At 38.4% G+C, this 25019-nt stretch carries 22 protein-coding genes and 1 other RNA gene; 12 read left to right on the top strand and 11 right to left on the bottom strand.

Features of this window, described 5'->3' with window-relative positions; genetic code table 11:
* The first annotated feature begins 201 nt into the window (after positions 1–201).
* The 3 genes from FAX86_RS02540 (at position 202) to FAX86_RS02530 (ending at position 3864) form a co-directional block, all read left to right on the top strand.
* Positions 202–984 (top strand): helix-turn-helix domain-containing protein, encoded by a 783-nt coding sequence (locus tag FAX86_RS02540; protein WP_144391762.1) that lies wholly within the window; start codon positions 202–204, stop codon positions 982–984.
* A 520-nt stretch (positions 985–1504) separates the two neighbouring features.
* A complete protein-coding gene (locus FAX86_RS02535) occupies positions 1505–1762 on the top strand; it encodes a hypothetical protein (RefSeq protein ID WP_144391761.1) in 258 nt (85 codons plus the stop codon).
* 539 nt (positions 1763–2301) lie between these two features.
* Positions 2302–3864, top strand: coding sequence for a hypothetical protein (locus FAX86_RS02530; RefSeq protein WP_144391760.1), 1563 nt, complete (start codon positions 2302–2304; stop codon positions 3862–3864).
* Positions 3865–3995: 131 nt separating this feature from the next.
* On the opposite strand, the gene FAX86_RS02525 is transcribed toward FAX86_RS02530, so the two are convergent.
* Positions 3996–6401 carry a tetratricopeptide repeat protein gene (locus FAX86_RS02525; protein WP_144391759.1) on the bottom strand — a complete coding sequence of 802 codons (2406 nt, stop codon included), beginning with the start codon at positions 6399–6401 and terminating at the stop codon, positions 3996–3998.
* A 345-nt stretch (positions 6402–6746) separates the two neighbouring features.
* On the opposite strand from FAX86_RS02525, the gene FAX86_RS22725 reads away from it, so the two are divergent.
* Both FAX86_RS22725 and gapS1 read left to right on the top strand, forming a co-directional pair.
* Complete coding sequence (locus tag FAX86_RS22725) at positions 6747–6875, top strand: hypothetical protein (RefSeq protein ID WP_281286379.1); 129 nt, start codon at positions 6747–6749, stop codon at positions 6873–6875.
* A 269-nt stretch (positions 6876–7144) separates the two neighbouring features.
* Positions 7145–8668 carry a GapS1 family protein gene (gene gapS1, locus FAX86_RS02520; RefSeq protein ID WP_144391758.1) on the top strand — a complete coding sequence of 508 codons (1524 nt, stop codon included), beginning with the start codon at positions 7145–7147 and terminating at the stop codon, positions 8666–8668.
* A gap of 360 nt (positions 8669–9028) precedes the next feature.
* Here the strand turns inward: gapS1 and FAX86_RS02515 are convergent, their stop codons facing one another.
* From FAX86_RS02515 to ssrA, 7 genes are all read right to left on the bottom strand, one after another.
* Positions 9029–10156: a site-specific integrase gene (locus FAX86_RS02515; protein ID WP_144391757.1), complete on the bottom strand. Its 1128-nt coding sequence runs from the start codon at positions 10154–10156 to the stop codon at positions 9029–9031.
* Positions 10132–10287 (bottom strand): excisionase, encoded by a 156-nt coding sequence (locus tag FAX86_RS02510; RefSeq protein ID WP_205859089.1) that lies wholly within the window; start codon positions 10285–10287, stop codon positions 10132–10134. Before FAX86_RS02510 ends, FAX86_RS02515 begins: the two co-directional genes overlap by 25 nt.
* Positions 10288–10319: 32 nt before the next feature.
* Positions 10320–10898 (bottom strand): glyoxalase superfamily protein, encoded by a 579-nt coding sequence (locus FAX86_RS02505; protein WP_144391755.1) that lies wholly within the window; start codon positions 10896–10898, stop codon positions 10320–10322.
* A 598-nt stretch (positions 10899–11496) separates the two neighbouring features.
* Positions 11497–11775 carry a hypothetical protein gene (locus FAX86_RS02500; protein ID WP_144391754.1) on the bottom strand — a complete coding sequence of 93 codons (279 nt, stop codon included), beginning with the start codon at positions 11773–11775 and terminating at the stop codon, positions 11497–11499.
* A 12-nt stretch (positions 11776–11787) separates the two neighbouring features.
* Positions 11788–12060, bottom strand: coding sequence for a hypothetical protein (locus tag FAX86_RS02495; RefSeq protein ID WP_144391753.1), 273 nt, complete (start codon positions 12058–12060; stop codon positions 11788–11790).
* 45 nt (positions 12061–12105) lie between these two features.
* Complete coding sequence (locus FAX86_RS02490) at positions 12106–13413, bottom strand: replication endonuclease (RefSeq protein WP_246128544.1); 1308 nt, start codon at positions 13411–13413, stop codon at positions 12106–12108.
* Between the two features lie 356 nt (positions 13414–13769).
* Positions 13770–14115: a transfer-messenger RNA gene (ssrA, locus tag FAX86_RS02485) on the bottom strand.
* A gap of 231 nt (positions 14116–14346) precedes the next feature.
* On the opposite strand from ssrA, the gene FAX86_RS02480 reads away from it, so the two are divergent.
* From FAX86_RS02480 to FAX86_RS02470, 3 genes are all read left to right on the top strand, one after another.
* Entirely contained in the window at positions 14347–15150 is an 804-nt protein-coding gene (locus FAX86_RS02480) for a PP2C family protein-serine/threonine phosphatase (protein WP_144391751.1), read from the top strand.
* Positions 15151–15230: 80 nt separating this feature from the next.
* Entirely contained in the window at positions 15231–15746 is a 516-nt protein-coding gene (locus FAX86_RS02475) for an FHA domain-containing protein (protein WP_144391750.1), read from the top strand.
* Positions 15747–15828: 82 nt separating this feature from the next.
* Positions 15829–17658, top strand: a complete 1830-nt coding sequence (locus FAX86_RS02470; RefSeq protein WP_164503430.1) for a protein kinase domain-containing protein — start codon at positions 15829–15831, stop codon at positions 17656–17658.
* A 72-nt stretch (positions 17659–17730) separates the two neighbouring features.
* Here FAX86_RS02470 and FAX86_RS02465 read toward each other — a convergent pair whose 3' ends face one another.
* Positions 17731–19014 (bottom strand): Glu/Leu/Phe/Val family dehydrogenase, encoded by a 1284-nt coding sequence (locus FAX86_RS02465; RefSeq protein ID WP_144391748.1) that lies wholly within the window; start codon positions 19012–19014, stop codon positions 17731–17733.
* 197 nt (positions 19015–19211) lie between these two features.
* On the opposite strand from FAX86_RS02465, the gene FAX86_RS02460 reads away from it, so the two are divergent.
* The 4 genes from FAX86_RS02460 to FAX86_RS02445 all read left to right on the top strand — a co-directional run bounded on the left by FAX86_RS02460 (position 19212) and on the right by FAX86_RS02445 (position 23835).
* A complete protein-coding gene (locus FAX86_RS02460) occupies positions 19212–19781 on the top strand; it encodes a hypothetical protein (RefSeq protein WP_144391747.1) in 570 nt (189 codons plus the stop codon).
* Entirely contained in the window at positions 19778–22654 is a 2877-nt protein-coding gene (locus FAX86_RS02455) for a prolyl oligopeptidase family serine peptidase (protein WP_144391746.1), read from the top strand. The genes FAX86_RS02460 and FAX86_RS02455 overlap by 4 nt, the downstream gene beginning before the upstream one ends.
* Positions 22655–22727: 73 nt before the next feature.
* Complete coding sequence (locus tag FAX86_RS02450) at positions 22728–23150, top strand: hypothetical protein (protein WP_144391745.1); 423 nt, start codon at positions 22728–22730, stop codon at positions 23148–23150.
* A gap of 7 nt (positions 23151–23157) precedes the next feature.
* Positions 23158–23835: a tRNA-uridine aminocarboxypropyltransferase gene (locus FAX86_RS02445; RefSeq protein ID WP_144391744.1), complete on the top strand. Its 678-nt coding sequence runs from the start codon at positions 23158–23160 to the stop codon at positions 23833–23835.
* On the opposite strand, the gene FAX86_RS02440 is transcribed toward FAX86_RS02445, so the two are convergent.
* Positions 23808–24377: a DNA-J related domain-containing protein gene (locus FAX86_RS02440; protein ID WP_144391743.1), complete on the bottom strand. Its 570-nt coding sequence runs from the start codon at positions 24375–24377 to the stop codon at positions 23808–23810. The genes FAX86_RS02445 and FAX86_RS02440 overlap by 28 nt on opposite strands.
* A gap of 8 nt (positions 24378–24385) precedes the next feature.
* The gene (locus tag FAX86_RS02435) at positions 24386–24763 is read right to left on the bottom strand and encodes a hypothetical protein (protein ID WP_144391742.1); all 378 of its coding nucleotides are present in this window, start codon (positions 24761–24763) and stop codon (positions 24386–24388) included.
* Between the last annotated feature and the right edge of the window lie 256 nt (positions 24764–25019).

Below are 25019 nucleotides of genomic sequence, written 5' to 3'. Positions count from 1 at the left end.
TTAATGACATCTAATACTTTTTGAGTTTTCCTGACTGTAGTGAGCCCAGAACGGACGAACTCCTCTTTCTGATAACAATACATCTGGATTTCTACAACTCAACCAACTAAAGTACTAATCATAGGTAATGCTTTTCTGCTTGGCGGTATAGGTTAAGAATATCTTTCTGCGACGATAACCAAGCCATTTGGATCTAAAACTTTGAAATCGCATTTGTATCTTTGGGATTCTAGAACCCTATTTATAGGAACTCTTGAAAACTCTATTGAGCTGAGCCAAGGCGCAGCCTCCTTCATTGTATCTCTAGCTGGAAATATTCAGATTACACATTCTCAGGAAAAAGTGAGTCGATCGATAACCTCTACATTAATTCCTCCAGATACAAAAGTTCAAATTGATACTCAAAAACAAGTTTTTGCCTGCCTATATCTCGACCCTCTACTTGTGGACTGGAATCGACTCAAGGAAACTATGAGTGAAGAATTTGGCAACATTTTATTAAACTCTAAACTGGAATTGGACTTTAAGCGTTATTTGCAACAAATCGTACAAAAACAGCTCAATTATTTTCAAGCTTACGAATTGCTCGAGAAGTTGCTTGATACCATCTCTGGCCGCTCTACTTCACATGTACATCCTGACCATCGAGTTGTAAAAGTTATAGACATGATTAAGAAATCCATCAGTGACAATTTGGCTGTTGAGCAATTAGCAAAGGCCGTCAATCTTTCAGTACCAAGACTCACTCAACTTTTTAAAGAAAATACTGGTATATCTATTCGCAAGTACCGAAGATGGCATCGATTGTTTGTCAGTGCAAATCAATTGAGTTCGGGTAAAAGTCTTACGGAAACCGCGCAGGACACAGGCTTTTCTGACAGTGCACACTTTTCAAATACATTCCGATCGATTATGGGACTTAAACCATCCGAAATGCTGTCAAACCCTGAAGTATTAACCATTCATACGTTAGATTTTCCTTAAAATGGCATTAAACTTGACTTTAATTAGGTAAAGGAGATATCGATGTATGGAATTTGAACATAAATTCAATCGGAATTAAGGACTTCTGTTGATTTGAATAATTGCTGCTTTACTTAATATAGTTTTAATTATTGTATTCATTTTACTTATATTTTTTGACGTTAGAGTTAAAGGCATATTTAAATTTTCTTATCTACTTTGGTATTGATAACACCTTTGGTAAATCTATTTGCATTAAAATATTTAAGTCTGTCAAAGATTAAGGGCATCTTATTCAATCGTGTGTTTAAAATACTCTTAATCACATTTCTCTTTATTTTGATTAGCACTACTGCAATGCTAATGACGCAAGGAAGTGACTCTGAATTTTATGTGACAGCATTTTCAAATGTTATTGGAAAAGATGATACATACGGCGGAAAACTAAACCCTAAAAAAGTATATCTTTCAAAAAAATATCTATGCTGACATTTTTAATGAAACAAGTGAAATAATACCGGGAAAAGCAGACAAGAAAATAATGAATTATTGTAACGAAAATGGAATAGAGTTAATACTTTATGATAAGACAACAGATTTAAAACTCAACAAGCTTGGTGAAGTTGAGGGTGGTGGCGTTCGCGTTATATTTGGCGAAATATCTAAGTCATTCCTCATTGCTGAGGTTGATGTCAGTATACACAAAGCTAGTATGGCTTCGGGTGGTACGGTTTATACGCTTTATCGTTGGTTCGGTGGTTGGAAACTTTGGTCGTCGAGAATGGCTTGGATCAGCTGATAGTGCCTAATTAAGATCAATATAGGAATAACTTAATCGTTTAGTAATGAGTATTATGCAGGTGCGAAGGTACTCAGTCATCCCTAGTTACCACTGTTTTTTTGTTTGTTCTGTAAGCTGATATATAATTTAAAAAGCTAGTTCAGGATGTTCTGTTTTTAATCTCCTATGATTTTGATCTGTTCCTCTTTTTGTTTGAATGATTCCAATTTGAATTTTTTAATTGATATTAACAACGTTTATGTATGAAATAAAACAAATACCAGAGTTTTAGTTGTTAATGATAAAAAATTGAATGTAAATATTAAATAGCATAATTAATCTAACACTTTCTAAAATAGAAAGTCTATCTATCATCGAGTCTGTAAAGTTATTCTATGGTTGAATTAATATAGAGCAAACATCTCCTTTGGCATAACAAAATATTCTGGTAAATATTACCGCTTCTCTTTAGAGCAACTTTCGGCTGTAATGAAAAAGCCATCAAAAAAATTAAGTCTAAGAGTGGCAATAATAAAAATAACTATAGGAGTGTCAGTATGAGTAAAATGTTTGCATTAAGTATGTCTTTGCTTTTATTGGGTGCTTGCTCAAAAAGCTCGGATCAAAAGAAACCTCCAGAACCAGAAATACCCAAGCCGGAACTTACAACAAAATGGACTCCTTCTAAAGTTTCTGATTGTTCTGTCGATCAGAATGTTTCTCCATCGCTTTATTACATGGATGAGGTGTTTTCAGATAATGGTCAAAGGCTCACCGAACCTTCCATTATTTATGCCGATGAAACGTTTACGTTTGTTTATTACGATAAGTCGGAGAGTAGTTCCAGAATTAGTCACTGGGTGCCAGTGGATAATCGAATTCGCGCTGTGAATTCGCAGGATAACAGCACTTTGTACGACGATGGTACCCATGGTGATTTAGTCGCTGGCGATAAAATATTTACCCGGTCGTGTTTGTATTTTCCTGAAGAGTTATTAGAAGACAGCGATGTTTTAAAGTTGCACGGCCTTTATGTTCTATCTCCTGAACATCGTAATTCAGAGACAGTTACGGAGGTGACTGATAATGTTCGAGTAACTGAAGGTGGTTTTTTCATTACTATTGGCAAACCTTACTTACTGAGAATAAAAGATAGTTGGCTGTTGCACGCTCCTAATACATGTGTTGTTTGTAAAGAAGCGTGGCAAGTCGCTGGAGATGTCTTCGACTTTTTTACAATTGTAACTCGCGATCATGTTGGTGGAGCAGGTTACGTGAGAGTTCACGATAATATTAATGGCACTGGGTTTAATCCGCCGTGCGATAACCGTTCACATTGTTACCCAATGATTGATGGCAAGGAGCATCAAGAATTCAGTGGTCTGGTATGGCAGCCTAACCCCTCTTACGATGGACTTAACCACGAGTTTGCTCACGGATTACTCGGTATTGAGACCGAAAATTTTCCAGGAGAAGGAGGGTTAGCCTGGAATGAAGGCGATGGTATGCATTTAGATAGTAGCTCCACCTTAACCGGCGATTTGATGGGGCCTTTGTGGGATCCTGCACGAGGCTGGCCACATTCAGTTTTGCTTGAAGATGAATTGGGTAATCGTTCTGAAGTGTATATTAAACAGAAAGAAAACGGAGATTTTTACTTACAGCCAGAAGATCCCGAGCGTTTTATTTGGTCTGATATTTTACTTTACATGATGGGTATTGTACCTGCAGAGGAAGTGACAGAAACTTATTATAAGTTTCCGAATCCTATTCTTAATAATTGCATTAGCACATCATCCAACTTGATCTGTCGTGATGATACCGTTGTTGCTGATGAACTCATTGAATATGGTGTTGAAGATTTAATCGCTCGTTATGGCCCGTGGAGTAATGAAATAGCAGAGTTTGACCCACGTCTAATTCGAGTGGGTGTTTTAAATATTTCGGATCGTCCTCATACCGATGCTGAAATTGCTTGGCTTTCTAAGTCGATGAAAAACTTTAGTCAGGCAAATGATTTAGATTCTCCATGGGGACCCAAAATTCCTTGGACATGGTCAACGAAAGGATTGTCTAAGCTTTACATTAATGCTCAGGAAATGGTGAACAACCACCAGTAGCCTCAAAAATAAAGGTGCCTTAGTTAGGCGCCTTTTTTTAGATTCAAAAGAAAAATTAAAAGAGCCTGCTTTGCTAAGTTACCCAGCGAGTCGGATTAAAGGTTTACCATGCCTTATTAAACTCGGATGGCTTACTGAAATCTGGGGGAGGGTAGCCCTAATTGCTTACTCAACTCGCTTGCTTGTTGCAAAAGGTAATCATTTTGCGGAGCTTGACTCCAAACTCTAAGAACTCTTTTTAAATGCTCACTCGCACGCTCTTTATCACCTTGCATATTGAGTACCTGTGCTAAAAAGAAGTTATCAATTGGAGCATACTGGTTATGTTTAAGATTTAAGTTTATCTTTTCAATCAGTGTTTGGAAGTCTAGTTGCTTTAATAAAGAGGAATAAATGTAATATTTATTAGGTCCGCTAAATATTTTTAAAGCTTTGTTGATTTTAGCCTCTGATTGATACTTATCATATAACTCAACTATTGAATCTGCATCTTCATTAATTACAGCTCGCTTTAAGTTACTTGTAAATTTGTTTACTTTAATTTTAGGAAAGTGTGTCTTAAAGTAACTATTTAACAGGCGTATATTATCATCTAAAGCTCTAACATCCTTTTGTAAAGCTGCTATTTCGGCTCTAAGAACATGGGATAAATAATACTTAGCTTCGGGTAGGTTGCTATTTACTTCTTCTACCAGCTGCGATAGATCGTCAGTTTTATAAGAATATAGGAAGTTTTTGAGATTTGGCCCTAGTATTTGCGAAGCAAAGTTGTCTATCTCACCTCTCTTTTCAAAAAATTGTTTCAAAATTCTTAGTTCGACAAAAGCTTCGTCAAACCTTCGTTGACTAAGCAACATTCTAAACCGTTTCCTATGAATATTATGCTGCTGGTCATTTTCTATCGAATCTAGCGCTAATGAAAGTGTCCCATATGCTTCTGAAATTTGGCCAATAGAAAAATGGAGGTTTGCTAAGTGGATATAAAAAAGACTCTCTTTTGGATTGTTCGCGATTGATGTTTCTAGAATATCAATTGCTTCATCGTATTTATTCTCAGAAACTAATATACTTACAAAATCCGAATTAAGCTCATTGCTCATTGGATACAAGTTCCGGAAGTGATCAATCGTGGCTTTGGCTTGCGTATAATCTTGGTTAATAATAAACACCGTCAAGCTTAGTCTGAGAGCTAGAGGATTCCTATTATCAAACGCTATATAATTGCTGCATAGATCGGCTGCAGTTGAAAACTGGCCATATAGCAGTAACACTTCAATATTTTTTACGAATACAAAGTGATTTTTTTCAAAATCTTGAGACCATTTTTTCGCTAAAAGTAAAGCGTGCTTTTTATTTGCTTCTGTAACATGTAACTGTAGCTGATAATATGGCTTTCTAAAATTGGGTAATTGATAATTGGTAGCAATAATATTATTTAACGTTCGTTTTATATCCTTAATAGGGTATTTTAATTTCGATTGTATTTGATATATTGCTTCTTGACATGGCAAACAGTTAGAATCGATAGTAGCTAGTTCTTGCAGTAGGTATAGCGCATTTTTCTCTTTATTCTCGATATTTGCAATCGCCAAAGCTTCAACGTATTGATTCTCAACCTCTTGGTTTTTTGATATTACATCAGATATCGGATGTTCAATCGTTAAGGCGTTATGGGGCTGATAAACTTTCTCAATTTCATGGATAAGTTTGAGGCTGAGTTCATCCTCATTTTTGCCAGTGATCGTTGCAGTGAGGCTATTTGTAGGATTGATAATGTCTGTCAATTGGTAATCGATCTGATAACCTATGTCGATTCGTTTGAGTGTTCCAGTAATAAAAAAATGTTCAAAGTCTTCAGCCGAGGCTTCTTGCAGTTTAGCGGTAGGAACTTGATGAATGTTATTTACTGTTTGAAGACTAAGTTTGGACGACCGTTTATCACCAACCGATAGAAATGGACTGCCAATTAAGAAGTTTTGATATCGCTTTGAATAGATTGACACGAGAGCAGGTACCAAATTTGAATTGGGTATTTCGTCAGAAGATCCGAGAGTTTCAAATGGGTAAATGTATCCAGAAATATAAGTTTGTTTGCTAGCTGCCTTGGTAATCCGATCAGCATCGTGCTTCCATGTTTGACTGTCTTCACTTAATACATGTGGGTTTGATTCAACCTCACGCGAGATAGTGTTATTTGTCAAACTAGTAAAGATTAGGGTAAAACCTAATACAACTGCCAGATTTGCAGGTACAAGGATTTTTTCCAGAGCCCCCCAACTGTCCTTACCTGGCGCACCATGCGTCCAGCCAATTACCAAGACGGAGGGAGTAAGAATTAGCCCTCCAATGAATATGATATCTACTAATTGTGGTGGGAAGTTATATCGCTCCACAAGAAATGAAGAAATTTCGATAAAACACCAAAGCGCCGCAACATATGAGAAACTAATTACATGTAAGCGGCGGCGTAAAACCTCTGTATAGAACGGTTCAGAAGAGTTGCTCTTATTTTCCACAGGTGTAGGCCTACCTTTCATTCGACTTTATCTAATGCTCAGGACTATTGAATTGTATTACTCACCCGAAGCAATGGAAGGACTGACCTGATGTTCGACTAGAAATTAGCAGCCATTCCTTTTTTTTTTCACAATTTACTTAAAATATTCGCCAGTTTAGCATTTTTCAGCTCATCCCGCAGCGCTATTGATTTTTGCTTCTCATTGAGAATAGTCTTCCGAGAGATCGAGCTTATTTCGATTTTTTGACTCGGTCTATGGAGTAATGAAGTAGCGGAATTTGATCCGTGTTTAATTCGAGTGGGTGTTTTAAATATTTAGGATCGTCCTCATACCGATGCTGAAATTGTTTGGCTTTCAAAGTCGATGAAAAGTTTTAGTCAAGCAAATGATTTTGATTCTCCATGGGGACCCAAAATTCCTTGGACATGGTCAACGAAAGGATTATCTAAGCTTTACATTAATGCTCAGGAAATGGTGAACAATCACCAGTAGTATCAAAAGAAGAAAGGCGCCGTAATAGGCGTCTTTTTCAAATACAAAAGCATAAATAAAAAAGGCCCACCTTTCGGTGAGCCTTATTTTATGTGGTGGAGCCGGCGGGAATTGAACCCGCGTTTATTTTAATGTTTTCAGTCACTTATTAAGAACCATTGCTATTATTACGTTTTTTCGATCTGGTTAGACTTTTTAAAGCAATCTATGATTATTTAAGTGTACTTTAACTAAAAAGACAATGCCATTGTACGCCTAATGTATTTGATATGGAGGTTTATCAGGAAATGAGTTTCTCAGATAAAGAATTTAAGTTATCTGTCAATAAAGTAAAAAGAAGGTTAAGGGCGTTTGGTCATGAGGATTTCCTGATAAATACAATAAATTATCTAAATTATCCTAGTGATAGAAAATATGGCTTTGTCGAACGGCAGCCGTGGCTTTTAATGCTTTTACTAAAATGGAAATTCAAGCTTGAAAGTGGAAAGAAAAAACTAACGTACGAAAAGTTTTATAAATTAATAAACTTTGCCCATAAAAACTTGAGTAATAAAATTAAAATGCCGACTGAGTACACTCATTACAATTTATTCTTTCGAAACGTCGCATATCAACAGTTTTATTATCAAGACGATTTTTCACTTCCTAGACTAATTCGACAATATATTTTTTTTTGTGATAAACCTAAAAATCACTCAATAAATTGTATGTTTGAAGGTGAATATAAAATAGGCGTAAAAGAATTTACGATGCTGTCCTTATATTTAATGACCTTGATAAATGACAGTAAATCTATAGAAATTTCTAGAGCCCAATTTAAAGAATTTGATAGAAATTTTGGTGGAGAAAAAGTTGATATGTTTTTAGACGCAATAAGCGTACGAATAGAAGACGTGAAACGCAATATATTAAAATATGAAAATACTACGTCAAACAAGTTCTATTCCGAGTATTATGAGGAGTCTCCCTTTCATTATTTCCCGTTAATAAAAATTAGCTCTTATTATTATTGTATTCACAAGTCAATACTTGGGAAGTTATTGGAAAATTTTGTTTATGACTCTTTAACAAAAATATCCAGAGAGGAATTTAATCGGCACTTTACCAAAATATTTGAAAAGTATGTAGAAGATATCTTTGTTGATAATTTTCCTAGTGCATGGACTGAAAGAAAATTAAAAACAGTTGTTAATAACGACTCTAAAGTTGTTGATTTGTTATATTCAAACAAAGACGTGAATATTTTTATTGATGCTAAAGCAGTGGAAATGCCTCACAGAGGCAAGGTTTCCGATAGCTCAAATATTGTTTTAGGACGAGTAAAAAGTAGCGCTCTTAAAGCAATTAAACAAGCATGTGAACTTAACTCCTTTTTGAATTATAACTCGGATTCACAATTGCCTAAGTATAAAAGAGAGTCATATTTATTGGTAATAACTATGAAAGATCTATTTTTGGGCAATGGAGTTTCTTTCTTTGAAAGTGTCGCAGTGGGAAAGTATGAAGAGCTTCATGAAGAGTTCGGAGAGAGTAATTGTATCAAGCCTTCTAATATTTATTTTATTACGATTGATGACTTTGACTTTTTAATGCAATTAAAAAAAGAAGAGTCTTTGGATTTGATAGATATAATTAGGGACGCAACAGTGAGAGATAGTAGATCTCAGACAAGGATGTTTCATTTTACTCAACATTTACATAAGTTGAATTTGAATTCCGGCTTACCACTGCATTTAGATAAGCATTTTGAAAGACTGGTGAGAGAATATAGTAGTACTTTGTTAGGGAAGTGATGATAGTTCAAAATGGTTAAAAAGCGATATAAATCAACTGGTTACAGGCGGCTGGGTTGACATTTTAAGTAGCACATGGTATAGTGCGAAGCCTACGTATGTAGAGAAAAGCCGCTTCGCACTATACCATGTGTAACAAAGTTCTTTTCGCACACGCTCTTCATAGCGATGTACTTTCCGCTTTCTGTCTTATTGGTTTCTTTTTTTCGTGTAGGCATAATACAAAAACTCCTGAGTTATATTAGTGTTGCAGCAATTATTCTAATCACTGCAGAAGGGGAGCTTTTTAGCTCAATAATGAATCTGATTTGTATATTTAGTATACCAAAAATACTAGAAAAAGTCAAGTAAAACATGGGGTTATGATATTTTCTTTGTTAGCTTACTACCCGCGTTAGAATCCATAGAGGAAATCCATCTTGCATATGACTTCAGCGTTGTTGATGGTTTATCGTGGCCCATTTGTTTCGATACCCACATGAGGTTTTCTCCTGCGCTTAGGGCTAATGATGCGTATGTGTGTCTTGTCTGGTATACATTTCGCTTTTCAATACCAGCTCTCTCTAGAGCTGGATACCAAAAAACCTTGCGAATAGCCTCGTCATTCTTCCAAGGCCGACCATGGCGTGGGTCGTGAAATATATAGTCGCAAATATTTCTGGTAAATCGTTCCTGATTTAAAAGAGCATCGCAAGCTCCAGATAGTAGTTTAACTTTTCGGTTACCCGTTTTTGTTTTTGTGCTTTTTTCCTGCCCAAGTACTTTGGCTCGTTTTACATGAATGACGCCTTGCTCGTAATCGATATCTTCCCATTTTAAAGCCAATAGTTCGGACGTGCGTAGTCCTGTCCAAATAGCGAATTGAATATAGTTCTTTACCTGTCCCTCCAACTCATTAAGTATTCTATTTATCTCGTTAGGTGTGAATGGTTGGGGCTCTCTGGTTTGTACTGGCAAGTTCCTGATATGTTTCATGGGGTTTTCGGGTATTACTTTCTGATTTATTGCCTTTTTGTAAATTGCTTTCAGAGGAACAAGAATATTGTTAATTCGCTTATTGGATAGTTGAAGGTCAGAAATCCAGTCTTCCACCATTTGTGTTGTTAACTCATAAAGCTTGCAATGCCCAAAATAGGGTATTAGGTGATGATAGATAATGCTGTTGTAATCTTTTAATGTGCTTTTTTGCACTTTCTTTTGCATGGTTTTTACCCAAGCTTTCAGGGCCATCTCGATAGTTGTTTGGCTATTGTGCTCGGTACCAAAATACTTAGCCGCTTTTGAACGACTGTTGGGAAAGTGCTCGCTAAATTTAAATTTATTACTAGCAATCTCAAAGATTATGGCCTCTCGTTTTCGCGCTGCATAAAGTAGATTTGCTTTTGTTGGCTTTAGTTTGAGGCTCTCGCGACATTGAACCCCTTTAAAGGTAAACGATATTTGAATCGTGCTACCTCTGGCTGTTACGCCTCGATACCCTCTATCCATTTTTCCACCGCATTAATATTGATAAATATTCGACCATTAGGAGCTTTTCGCCAATGAATGCCTTCTCGCCAGTAACCTTTCTTACGATTAGAGTTAATCGCATCAATGGTAATGCCTGAAAGCTCAGACATTTTTTTCACCGTAATCCAATTTAGATACGCACTCATTTTTTACTACCGAACTTTCCATTTTCGATAATTTCATCAATCATCTCTGATGATTCAAGTTGTGCATATTGCATATGTTTTTCGGTTTCCTCTAAGTCCAAGGGGCCTTCAACTTCTATCAATCTAAGTAGATTGAGCCAGGAAAATTTGTTTTGTATGCTAAATACAAACTTTTCTGGGCTTTTAAGTTGATTCCCAAGTTCTTCGCTAATAAAAGCTGAAACATGAAAGAAACCGTGATTGGGCGATGTTTTTTTTATTTGTCTTAGGTGTTCGCAGATAAAGGCTCTAGCTTCTGAAGGCGTGTGTTTATCAACATTAATTACTGATATTCGGGTAGCAATGTTTCCATTAATTATTTCGTTTAAAGCTTTTTCTGTATAGCCTGCTTTCAAGAATAACTGATGGTCCTTCGGAGTATCATTCAGAAGGTGCTTCCAGGAGTTGTAACCGTTTTCTTGAGCGACAAGATTCAATGCCTTGGTATGAGAAATGCCCTTAGATTTTTTTAAACGGTTAGCTTGCGCTTTAAGGCTTTTTATTCCTGATGAAAGCTGTTTTTCGTTAGAAGACATATATTAACCTCATAGATAATATACCGTATTCCCGCAGCCCACGAACAGGCGGTTATCTATAAATTTAATACATGTCTGTATGGGGATATTGCTCTTGGCTTTATGCGTGGGCTGTCGGCGCATATCCAGCACCGTAAGAGAAATATAATAATTCATTTTACCTATGTCAACAGTGAACATTGAATATGCCCAATCTCAGTACCGTATGCACATGGATACTTTGGCCGAAACTCTTGCTTATTTTTACATGACTTACAATTTTTAAAGTACTTTGACTCTATCGCAAGCAACCGTTTGTTAAGTTTATTAAAAGCTTCTGAGTATCGATGTTGCCCTGTTATACCTATTAACTCTTTTATAAATGAAACAACGCGCATGTAATAATTAATATCTTCGTACTCTATGTAATTGCCAATACACCAATTAAGCTGACTAACAATTCGGTCATGTATGATTTGAAAGGTAAGCTCATACTCTCTACTTCTAAAGCTGGTAAACACAGTTTCTTCTCTTATTAAATGAAGAGGGTAAACCTAGTATTGTTTGATTAGCTATCATCGTTATTCGCTTTACTAGACTTACCTTCGATTTTAACTATTCATGCTGTTTTGGATATCGATACAATATCGTTAGATGCTTTGAGTTTATTCTTTTCTTCTTGTAAGGAATCTATTAATTCTTCTGACATTTTTAGAGCCGAAATGGCATCCGATGCAACATCCTCTAACTCTCGCTCAAGAAGCGGTGTTATGTAATCGAACTTGGAATCAGACGCTTCTTCTCTTTGTGAGTGCGAAACTAATGCATGTAGTTGTTTATAGGCGCCGATAACCTGATCGAACTTGTCTTGTATGTTTAAATGCCATTTCTGTTTCATGGTAGTTTCCTCTTAGTCGTCGAGTAATATAAATGAGTCGTTAAACTCCGCTTTGGTGACTTGTTTCATGCCTTGTAAAAACTTAAGCACTATTTCTACTTCTTCATTGATAACCAATAAACCTACGACGATGCCGATTTCTTCAGTACGTAACTTTTTCTTATTACGCTTGCTATTGCATTTCTTTGCGACATGGCAATGCATTAGCTTTACAGCTTCGTCTAGTTCAAATTGATTGTTTTTGTCTAATAATCCAAATGTGCTTATTTCAATATCGTTAGTCATTATGGTTTCTCGTTAAGGTCATAGTTTCAGATGAATAAATTCGGATTAGTCGGGAGGAATAGGAGGGGGTAAATAACTGCCCGTACAGTTATTTACACTAGTCCAAGACGCTGAGCACCCAAACCGCGCCGCTTGCGCGTCACGCCCCGTGTTCTCAGCGTTTAAAACCTTTTCTATACTAGAAATTTTCCACTGAGTAAGCCGAGTTATCTCATGCTCTAACTCAGTGTAAACACCACATATTTTCTTTTTACTTTGTTCATTTCTATATGGAGAAATTTCTTTTTTCAGTAAAAGTTGTAAGGGCCTTTCTGAACGTTTTATATTGGTACCACCCATTAATAAGACGTAAGCGGCCCAGTCTCCCGCATCAGCGGCCTGTCTGAATGGTTCGATACTTTTCGTGCTGACTTTTTTTCGTAGTTTTCGGAGCTCTCGCCAAGCTGTAACACTGGGGCCTCCCATAAATTGGAATTGGCGAATATTCCAAGTGCTGGCCCAAGCATCAATTCGCCTTGCCGTTTCTCGAGCATCATTGCCATAGAAGTCGTCACCAACATGTTCGCCATCAATATTTTTACTGATGTATTTTGCTACATATCCGGTTGCAGATTGATTAGTTATGTCAATTTTCTCGATTTCTAACCGACGTTTTATATGGGACTTTTTAATTAATGGTTTGGATAAGTAAAACTTAAAAATTTTCTTTAATCGATTTACGTTCTTCTTTTCTACGAACATTAAAAGATGCCAATGAGGCGTACCATCGTGATGCGGCTCGACGACTCTCAGTCCATAAGGTCGTATGCCTTTTCTTTCTAACTTAGATCTGATTAAGCTATATTCATGACAGAGAAAGTCATTAACTTCTTTTGGGCTACTTCCATTGTAAGATTTCACCTTTTTACCGCTTTTACTGTAACTGCTGTGCATTTTTGAGGGTGCGGTTATCGTTAAGAATAAGCATGCATGTTCCTTTTGATTCGCAATCATTTCGAATCCTTTAACTCGAACCATCATTTCTGCTCGACGAACTGCTGGGTTAGAAACGTTACTCTTTGCAATATCAAGAAGGCTTAATCGTTCTCCTTTATCGTTTTCTGCAAAATGGGTGTTTAGATATTTTTGATTTCTTGCAAGCTGATTCTTCCTGGCCGTAACGCAGTAGTTGGATGTGTATATTTGTCGGTATCTGTTAACCACTGTTAAATCGCGATTAATTTGATCAACACACTGAAGCTTTTTTTGGCGCAGTTTTTTCAGCCACCATTGACGTGAACTAAATAGACGGAGAAGTTGCTGATATTTTGATTGAGGGTTATTTAGGGAAAAAGGAAGTTGGTATTCGCTTATAAGCTTTGAGCAAAGCCGGTAGGCCTTGAATTCACTCGAGCTATCTAAAGTATATTCGTAGCATTTTTGAGCTTTATGCTCGGCAAACTCTTTAAGCTCTTCTTCTGAAATAGAAAGATCTAAGTCTGAGATTTTAAGCCTGTTATTTAAGGCTTCGACGTCATGATCTGCTTGTAAGGCTAGATGCTTCTGTAAATCGGTAATTAGTTGATGTGCAGAAAATGTGTGGTTTTGGTGTGAATATGGAGGCTTTTGAGGACCTCTGGAGACCAGAGAGGCAAGTGTTAATTGTGATGTAACACTCTGATTTTCAGAGGTTTTAAGTGGCCTGGAGAGGTCTCCAGAGCCACTGTATTTGGTGGAGCCGGCGGGAATTGAACCCGCGTCCGCGAATCCTCTGCTTAAGGATCTACATGCTTAGCCTCGTCTTTAATTTAACCTATTAGTTTCCGACGGACAGGAGCTAATAGGTGAGCTTGTTTAGTTTTAACGGTTGGGCTACAAGCAAGCTTACCCGCGAGTCTCCGTGTATGTCTGTCGATTTCCTACCGGTGACGCTCAGAGTCGACAGTTAGCCTTAAGCGGCTAAAGCGTAGTTATCGTCGTTTGCGACTATAGTTTTCAGCTAGTGGGTACGAGGTTCGCTGACACCTCGGCATGCACCATAAGTTTCGTAATCCACGTCGAAGCCAAGTCGGCCCCAAATCTGTGGAATGACTTATGATCAATCATTTCCAATGATATGTGGGCAATTATCACATAATCAAGGGATTCGCGCTATGATTTATCTATAGAGGCCGGCTATGTTGCCGTCTTGAGGGCTATTTTTGTGTTGATTGTCGCAAAAAGAGATGTGTTGAGTTTGATAAGTTAAACAAAATACGTACACTAAGATGAACAATTACAATGACTTAGATACAGGAACCCGACTGAGTGGCGGAATCTGAAGAGCATCAATGGCAGTTTGAGTTTCGTTCTGATCCCGGTCGAATACGGGAATTGAATGAAGATTCATGTCTGTGCGAACCGAGCATTGCTCTGTGGGTTGTCGCCGATGGAATGGGCGGACATTCTTGTGGGGAGGTTGCTAGCCAAAAGGCGGTAACTTCTATTAAGTCATCTTGTGCCTCAGGAATGGCGTTGCCCGATGCTATTCAACAAGCCCATAATGATATTCTACATGCCGCAGCCGATGGCGAAGGAGCCGATGGTATGGGAACCACTGTCGTCGCCATGCAAAGTAACGGCAGTCAATTCTCGCTTGCCTGGGTGGGTGATAGCCGGGCATACTCTTGGGAGCCTCAAGCTCAAAATCTTTCTTTGTTAACAAGTGATCACTCTCTGGTTGAGCGCTTGCTATCAGCGGGGCTGATTTCGAAAGAAGAGGCGAAAACTCATCCTCAAAGGCATTTGATTACTCAGTGTTTGGGCTCGAAAGAACTCGAAAAACTGAAAGTAGATCAAATTCATTTAAACTGGGAACCGAATCAGGTGTTGATGCTGTGTTCTGATGGTTTAAATGAAGAATTGACCGAGTCGGATATGAAAACTATTTTCACGGCGGAAAAGTCGTTGGATAAGACGGCAGATCGGTTGTTGCGCATGGCTTTGAATAAAGGCGGGCAAGATAATATCTCAATTATATTAATTCGCTCACCGGTGGGTACGCCAAAAGGGCTTTCTGGTATATTGTATAACTTAAAAACCGGCCTTAAAAAGCTGTTTGGGAAACATTAGTGTTTTATGTTGTAACCATTGCCTGGCAAGATGTTGCGGAGGATAGAGTGTCATGAAACAGGGTCTATTGTGGGGTAGGTATGGTCGATAAAAAGAATAAAGTAGGTCCTCAAGGAACTCAGGTATTTGATCTGAACGAGGTGGAAAGTTTGCTGGCTGAACAATTAAAGCAGCAAGCGACGGAAGGCAAAGGGAGTCCGGCTTTAATTGGAATTAGCAAACCGTTTTCAGGCAAGCGGTTCATGCTGAAAGATAAAGTATATCAAGTGGGTCGAAAGCACGACTGCAGTATTCAACTCGATGAACCCAGTGTATCATCGGCTCATGCAAAGTTGGTTTACAGCGATGATCAATGGAAAGTCATCAATTTGCTGTCTTCCAATGGCACTTTCGTTAATGGTGATAAAGTCTCTGAGAGTGATATTTATCCAGGCGATCGTGTGCGCTTTGGTGGCGTGGAGTTTATGTTTTCTTTGGTAGAAGAAGGCCGCGCTGCAAAAAGATCGGGTAAAGGAATGGGGATTGGCGCAAAAGTAGGAATAATAGGAATTATAGTAATCGCAGCACTTGGCGGTGCCGCGTATTACCTGATGTAGACGAGATTCGAGAGTTCGCGCTCTTGATAGCAATAAAATGAGGCGTCTTGTGCAGACTCGTTTTAAAACTTCGCTGGACAATATGAAATCTGAAAATTCGGATAAGGCGTCTCATGACAAATCGGATAACGATTCAAACGCGGTAAGAAACAACCCTTCTTCTCGGCCTGTGGTCGAACCCCCTTCTGAAGAAAATGCCTATGTTCGTCCGCCTTCTCGACCCAAAAATATCGGTCGCTATAAAGTGATCGAAGAGTTGGGACGCGGCGCTATGGCTTATGTTTACAAAGCCTACGACCCAGAAATTGATCGCTTTTTGGCTGTTAAAGTGTTGCGTGAAGAGCTTGCTAACGATGATGATTATCGAGCTGGATTTATTCACGAAGCTAAATTAGCTGGGCAGTTAGCTCACCCTGGCATTGTGACGGTTTACGATGTTGGTGTGGCTGATGATAAGCCTTACATTGCAATGGAGCTACTAGACGGAGTTCCATTGGATGAATTATTGAAAAAACGTCATCGTTTATCCGTTGGTTTTACGGTGTCAATTTTAGTCCAATTAACTCGAGCACTTTACTACGCGCACAAGCAAGGCGTGACTCACCGTGATATTAAACCCGGCAACATTATGTGTTTGTCCGATAATAAAACGGTGAAACTGACCGATTTTGGAATTGCGCAACTCGATGACTCTTTGGCATCGACAGGAAAAGTGCAAGAGAAAGTATTAGGCACACCAGAATTTATGTCGCCGGAACAAGTATTGGGACAGAGTCTTGATGCGCGCTCGGATCTTTATTCTTTGGGTACTTTAATTTATTCCGTGATTACTGGCGCTACTCCATTTCAAGCGGATGATTATGGTGAGTTGTTTCGTCAAATTATTAAAGATAAGCCACCAGCAATGAAAGTTGAGGGAACAAAAATCCCCGATGAATTAGGTGATATTGTTCGCAAGCTGTTGCAGAAGCATCCAGACCGGCGCTATCAAAATGCTGCGCTATTAATGCGTGATATTAAAGAATTACTGGCGGTGATGGAATCGCAAGCAAAAGAGCAATCGCGTCCCGGATTTGTTTCTCTACGTCTTCGCTGGACTTTGGGAATGGCTGGTTTGGTGACCATTACCATGCTGATGGGATTATTGATTGTCTACTATCAGCAATATAATGCCATGCGCAGTTTGGCAATGGACTTTGGTTTTTCTACTTCGCGACTTATTGCTTTTGAAGTGGCCGAACCGGTGCTAATGAAAGACAATGTTGCGCTGGATGCCATTGTGGGTGATATCAAACGAACTCAGGATATTGAGTACATTAGTATTCGCAATCAGTCCGGTGTTGTTATGGCAAGTACTTCGGTGGGCGAAGTGGGTAAGCCAGCAAAGTTATTCAGTAAAGCCGAGCTCGTTGAAACAACAAGCAATGCCGCTATTTACAGTCGGCAAGTAACGGACAGTCACAAAGTCTTTGATGTCGATACGGCAATAACCTTTCAAGATAAAGAAATTGGTCGGGTGATGATTTCTGTTTCGGCCGATAAGTTAGTCCAGTCAGCAAAGTTAACCTTGGTCATTATGATTGCTCTAATGATTGTTACTTTGGTTGCTGTTTTCTCGATGACATTAGCTTTTGCTCGGCAAATTTCGTCACACGCAAAACGTTTAGCCTTAGCATTAGAACGTATTCGACGCGGGCAATTTAATCGTCGATTAAGTGTTGAACGAAACGATGAGTTTGGTCAGGTGAGTTTTACTTTTAATCAAATGGCGGAGTCATTGGAAAAGCGTTTTCACAAAGGCGGTAAGCAAATGTCGGGTGAAACTGAGAATTTGCAAGTTTCGCGACCCGGTGGTGATGTCTTGGAGAGCACCATTGACGATGAGTCAACGGTAGAATTGAAGAAAAAATAAAAGTGATAGATAAGTACCGACGATCTAACTCGCGTCAATAAACGATGGTTCACTTAAACCGTCGGCTTTTAATCATGAATTAAAATAGTCTCTTGTTCCATGCGCTTCGATGGCTTCTCCAATTCGTCGAATGGCACGTGTGTAAGCGGCATCACGTAGACTGCGTTTTTCTTTTTCAGCCAGGTTCCACACATCATCGAAAGCAGATCGCATGATGTGCCCCAAGCGTTCATGAACTTTTTCTAGCGTCCATGCAAAGCCTTGGCGATTTTGTGCCCACTCAAAGTAACTGACCGTAACACCGCCGGCATTTGCGAGTACATCGGGAATGATGATAATTCCTTTATCGTCCAATATTTGATCGGCGTCGCTTTCGACAGGACCATTAGCAACTTCGACAATGTATTTTGCCTGAATATTTTTAGCGTTTTCTTTTGTGATAACGCCTTCCAAGGCGGCGGGAATGAGAATATCAACGTCGAGCTCGAGTAATTCGCTGTTACTTATCGTCTCATGCTCTACAAGTTCGCAGACTGAGTGATCGCAATAAACGGCTTTCAGCTCTTTCGACTTCTGCTTTTCTTTGTAGATACTATCAACATCGAAACCAGCCTTTCGATATATGGCGCCTTTTGAGTCACTGATGGCGACAATTTTGTAACCTTCATTTTGTAATAAGCGAGCAACATGATAGCCGCCATTACCAAAGCCTTGAATGGCGACGGTCGTTTTTTCGGGGGCGAGTTTTTGTTTTTTGGCTAATTCTAAAATGCACAAATAAGCTCCGCGACCAGTTGCGTCGTCACGGCCCAGGCTTCCGCCCAAACGTACCGGTTTACCCGTGATAACGCCTGGGGCTTTAACACGCTTTATCGCCTCGAATTCATCTGCCATCCAACCCATTATTCTGGCGTTGGTATACACGTCAGGAGCTGGAATATCATTTTGCGGGCCAATAAAGTCTGCCATTGCTCGCACGTAAGCCCTGGATAGACGCTCCAATTCCATAGGAGACAACTCTTTCGGGTCGACAATGATCCCTCCTTTCCCACCACCATAAGGCAAGCCCACGACAGCACATTTTATTGTCATCCAAAGTGCAAGAGCCTGGACTTCTTCCAGAGTTACGTCAGGATGGTAACGAATACCACCCTTAGTTGGCCCAAGTACATTGTTGTATTGGCAACGAATTCCAGTGAAGTATTTGGTTGAGCCATCGTCCATCCGCACAGGTAAAGACGCGGTCATAATTGCTTTAGGGTGCATTAAGCCGTCGATTATTTCAGGCGAAACCTTGGCGCTTTTGCCAATCGATTTAACTCGGTTAAACGCATCTTCGAAGACATTTTCTGACATTCAACTATCCTTTATTAGAGTTAGTATGACATGTGTTGATAGATGTCTTCTAAACTAGTTGACATGCGTCTTCGAGTCAAATCATTGAATCAAAGGTATTTTTCTCACGGTTAAACGAGGAGGGTGCGTTGATACCGCAAACATCTCTGAGTACAATTCGCAAAAATTAATTTGCGAAACGGATTTTGGTGTTGTTTATGTATGTAAAAAAACAATTATTTTATTTTCTGTTAGTAATCATTCTCAGCTTATTATCGGCCTGTGTGTCAAATGTTCGATCCATAAAATACGATTCGGATTTAAAGCTCGAAACGACCGAGGGCTATTTATTGCTTGCTGTAGAAACCAATGTCGATCTTAAAAGCATTCATATTCTTGGTGCAAAAAATATTAAATTGAATCGCTCTGATTTATTAAAAGGCAGCAACTACATTTTGGTTGATATGCCTGCAGGTGACTATCGTATTGATAAGATCACAATGTCCAGCTGGTTAGGTTATCAGTATGTAAAGTTGGATGAAGAGTATTGGAGTTTTACGATTCAACCGGGTGTTATAAGTTATGCTGGGCATGTGAATGTTAAAAGCAGTATCTGGAGTGCGACTGGTTATTTTGAGCTGAATAATAAGTCTTCTTATGCACTTGAGTATATGGAGCAAGAGTTTCCTAATATTATGGCTAATCGAACGTTAGTGTATGAAGGACCGGGAGAAGATGGCTTTCTCGATTTTATTGACCAGCGATTTATGGGAGGTAACGTCGAATGAAATTCATAACAGGATTCTTAATTCTTTGTGTTTCTATAGGAACTGCTGCGAAAGTTATCCCTGTCAATGAACTTTTTTTATCACCTAGCGCTTCAAGTTATTTGTTGAATGATGCGGGAAACTTAATTGTTGGCAAGTTTACGGATGAAAATGGACAAGGTTATTTAGAAATTATTGATGTCAAAACTCATCAGTCTTACAAAGCAGTGACTTATTCAAAAAAAGACGATGAGAGTATTCGAAGTTTTTTCTGGATAGACAACAATCATGTTTACCTAATGTTTCGAAAGAAACGAAACGATAAAGGAATGATTGTTCAGATAAAAGACAAGTCGGGAAAGATAGAAACGACCGCTAATACAATAAAGGCATCAGGACTTGTTCTAGGACCAGTTAAAGATGAACAAGATAAAATTTGGCTAATGAGAACAAATCCCGAAGAGGAAGAGCTCACGATTAATGCGGTAAACGTTGACAATCTTCTTAATAATAACTTTTCTGAGACCAGAACGTTTCCGTTTTTGATGGAAGATGCCATTGCCTATATGCCGGATGCTGATGGAAATATACGGTTTGCAATTTCAGTGAATGAGACTGATGTATTGATTTGGTATTTCGACTCTGATAATTCAAAATGGATTGAGTTTTATAGTATTAATAAAAAGAGCGATACCTTTACGCCTTTAGGTACATTAGAAAATGGAAAAATTGCAGTTCTATCGAATGAAATTACCGATAAAGTTGCAGTCATGGAATTTGATATTAACACACAGCGCTATGGTGAAGTTTTATTTGAACATGAAAAATATGATTTGATATCGGCGGCGCTTGATAGTGAAGGTGAGTTATCACAAGTTAGTTACTTTGATCACGGCCAATGGAAGACTCAATATTTTAGTGATCAGGGCATAGAGTTTTCGTCAATCTTTTCAAATAAGTACCCGCAGTTACAGCACGCACTGACATCACAAAGTCCGCGATATGCAGTAGCTCTGGCGTTCTCTTCGAATGATCCAGGCGCCTTTTACTTGATCGATAAACATAAAAAGAAAGTCAAAGAACTTAAACGTTTGTATCCCAATATTAATCCTGCTGAAATGATTCGATCAAAATCATTTCGAATAAAAAGTCGCAATCAAGATGACCTGGAAATCATATTCACACCAGGTAATAAAAAATATCATAATCAAACTCTTATTGTTATGCCACATGGAGGTCCTGTTGGTGCGAGAGATCTCGCGGTGTTTGACCAGCAAACACAGTTTTTAGCAAATCGTGGGTACAGTGTTCTGAAAGTTAATTTTTCTGGCTCGTCAGGTTTCGGTAAACGCCATTTGGATAAAGGAGTGGCGCAGTTTGGTCGGCGAATTGAACAAGATTTAACAGATGCCGTTCAGTTTATTGAATCGAAATACAACTTTAAGTATAAATGTGCAGCAGGAGCGAGCTACGGTGGTTACTCTGCAGTAATGTTAATTGCAACGCATCCCGAAGAATATGACTGCGCTGTTGCAGCGTTCGGTATCTATGATTTACCCATGTTATTTAACGCCAGTAATTGGAAAATATTAGAGGAATACCGAGCAACGGTTGAAGCGGTCGTTGGTAAAGAATCTAAAGATCTATTAGCATACTCGCCAGTTTACTTTGCGAACAAAATTCAAGATCCTATATTGCTTCTCGCTGGTGAAGAAGATGATCGTGCACCAATCGAACATTCAAATAGAATGAAATATGTGCTGAAAAAACTTAACAAGCCATTTGAGTATTTGTTTTACGAGAAAACCGGACATGGCCATCCAAATTGGTATGGCGATTGGCATGAAGCTCTTTTAACGGATGATTTTTTAAGACGTACTTTAAAAATACCACCAATAGAAGGTAATAATTTAGACAATTACATTGATGAAATTATGTTGTTAGCGGATTCCTTTTCATTTGAAGATAATGTAAAAAATGATGATAAAAAATCTATCTATTATTTAAGAATAGCTGCTGAACGACGACATCCGCGAGCTTTGTTTAATTTGGGAGCTCACTATCACCGTGGTGACGGCGTTAAAAAAGACATTAATCAAGCGATACGATATTATAAACAGGCTTCTGATGAGAGCTATTCGAAAGCAAGTTATCGTATTTATGAAATCTATTCTGAAGGAAAGTATGTTGAAAAAAATGTTGAGCAAGCGCATAAGTATTTAAAAATAGCAGGTATGCAAGGACATAAAGAAGCTCTGGATCTAGCATGGGAACGATCCTGCAGTGCTAAAACTAATTTTTTTGATTTGCAATCTTGCTTTCAACTCACCAAAAAACTTGATACTAAAAAATATGAAGTGAAAATTAGGCTAATGGTAGCGGGGTTGATTGAACCTGAGCAGCTGTCAAAGAGTCAACGGAAGGAACTCTTCCGCTTCCTGAAAGATACTATGAATGTGAAATTAGAAAGAGACGTTCAGGTGTTTGTCGTTGGAGAGGGCATCCAGATAAATGATAACTACCAGTCTTACCTTAGTAGTCAAGCAATACCAGATGTCGCAATGGATAAGGATAACGCATATATCATTGAGTTTCGTATACTCGATAATGAACAGAAGAAAGGTAGCGCTTCGAAAGACGTCAAGGGTCAGGAGTGGCATCATCCTGTTATCGTTTCTTGGAATATTTTAGATGAGAATGAAACCATAAGTAACGATAGAAGAATTTCTAACACAAAGTTATATATTGGTAATGATGATATTAAACTAAAGTATGTTTTAACCAGTGAAAAAGATTTTGTGCCGGGAAAGTATGAATTAAAAGTTGAATCTTTAAGTGGGAAAGTATTACTGACTAAGCAATTTAAGTTGAGTGAGCTTCCTGAAAGTAGCTAATTCTTTGGTCTTTTAGAAGTATCAGGGCTGTACAATTATCTTTATACACGTTGGCATGGTGAGGCTATAAATTATGACAATAAAAACTAACATCAAAAATAATATGTTGTCGCTTATAAGTTTGACCGTTGCCCTAACGGCTCTTTTTTATAATACATGGCGCAATGAGAAAACAGAGCTGAATCGTAACTACCGCGAATCAGGTTTTGAAATTATTCGAGAGGTAGCCCAACTTCAATTACTGGTTGATAATATCCACTATACAAAAGGGACTTCCGAAAGAGAGCCAATTACCGGATGGACTCGAGTGAATTTCATCCTGTCGTTAAGTCAAATCATGCCATCCACGGTTGCTCGAGAGTCCAGAGAATTAAAGGAAGTATGGGCTGAGCATTGGGATACGTTAGAGCAAGATAAAAATTCGAATAAACTGATCACTCAAGCTAACAAAGAGCTTGAGCTGGCGGTGTTAGATGTTCTTAAAGCGTTAGATTGAGTTTGAAATGAAACGGCCTATCTGTCAGCAATGTTTGTTTCCGGTCAAGACTTGTCTGTGTTCCTACGTAAGTCCTCTTAATAGTGAGTTTAATATTTATATTTTACAACATCCTCTTGAGAGTAGAGTCAGCAAGAATACGGCACGATTGATTCAGCTTTGTCACCATCGAACTCATATTTTCGTCGGTGAAAACGCAGATGATTTTAATGAGGTTAAAACTCGGCTAGATAACTCTATCGCTGACATTTGCTTAGTCTATCCAGATAAAAACTCTGTAGTAATTAAAGCACCGCCAAATAATCTGCACACATCATTGTCTGGGAACGCTTCATCTATCGTCGAAGGCAACTTAAAACGTTTGCAGGTTCAACGCGCGCCCCGAGTACTATTGTTTATTGATGCGACATGGCGCAAAGCAAAAAAGATGTATGAGTTAAACCCCTGGTTAAAACGATTTAAAGCGATACGAATTGAAGGCGGAAAACCCAGCTATACCATACGTAAAGTACCTGATGATCAGAGTTATTCAACGATAGAAGCTGTGATATACGCTATTCGGGCTTTTTCAAATGAATCGACAAAACCTTTAGTTGATTTGTTCTTCAAAATGCAGGAAATGCAAATGAAGCATATGTCTTCTGAAGTAAAAGAGCGTTATTCTAAAAGAAGCTTGAGTTCTTGATATGAAGACTTGATTTTATTAAAAGCTTCGGTGCAGCCACCTTTGTCCGGATGATGTTTTTGCGCAAGTTTTTGGTACTGTTTTTTTACCTTGCTTAATGAAAGAGGAGAAACACCGGTGAGTTGCAATGTTTTAATCGCTTCCGACTTTTTCTCTAGCGCTAGAAATTTTTCCCAGAATACTTTTTGCATTACTGCAACTTCAGCTTCTGATAAAAACAGGTTCTTTTTATCGAGATAGAAACCGGCAAGCCCATCATGTTGAGTTATTGAATGGTGTCCGTTTTCCACAGTCGTTTCGTCGAGTAGTTCAATCGATAATGCAGAAATGCTTAATAAAAGGTTTTTCTTTTGAAATTCTGGCTTTAATTGGTGGAGGTAGTGAAATAACAAAAAGTGCTTTTGGTATAAGCGTTCGCTGCCATTGAGTTCATCAAAAAAATCGGGACGTTCTTTCTCAATTGTTTTTATTAATTGATATTCACTGATTCCCTGCTTTTCATTTTCCAACTTTTCCTTTAGGTAAGATAAGTGGTCGACCATAATCAAACCTAGTGAGTTTCATGTGAGCCAATTCGGATTATTTTTTCGCTGTTCTTTATTGAGCGAAAAACGCCTCGAACTGAAGGTACTGCAGTAAGGTCTATTTCAATAGCATAAAACTCGAGTTTTGGATCTTGAATAAGCTTTTGTAATTTCGCTGATTTAAATAGACTAATTAGCATAAACTTTACGAGCTTTTTGTCACCCGCTTCTGCAATAAGCTTTTCTTGCTCATTGGGGGAGATATCTCTTACATATTTAAATCGTGGCATTAACTTGGGGGCAACACCGATTTCTACTTGAACTTCTTCGACTTCAAATCCTGCTTTTTCAAACAGAGAGAAAGAGGCGGTTACTTCGTCAATGACCGCTTTAAGTTTTTCCATACCCATATTCGTGAAATCCTTGGGCTGCTCATGAGAGGCGGAATCTGTAGTTTCATTTGAAGATGCGCTAGCACGTTGTGAGAAATTTTTGAAAAAATTGAGAAAAGACACAAGAAAACTCTCTGATTATCAACGACTTTATAGTATTGGTTATTTAGGCTGTGATTACAAGTGATAGCTATCGATATGCTGAGACACAGGTAAGAGTTTGGTAATTATTATTTGAATTGTTGAGTGATTTGGGTGAGTTATTCTC

The sequence above is a fragment of the Pleionea sediminis genome (assembly GCF_007570825.1).
Taxonomy (GTDB): domain Bacteria; phylum Pseudomonadota; class Gammaproteobacteria; order Enterobacterales; family Kangiellaceae; genus Pleionea; species Pleionea sediminis.
Note: the sequence above shows the minus strand (reverse complement) of the source record. Positions and strands in the feature narration are given on the sequence as shown.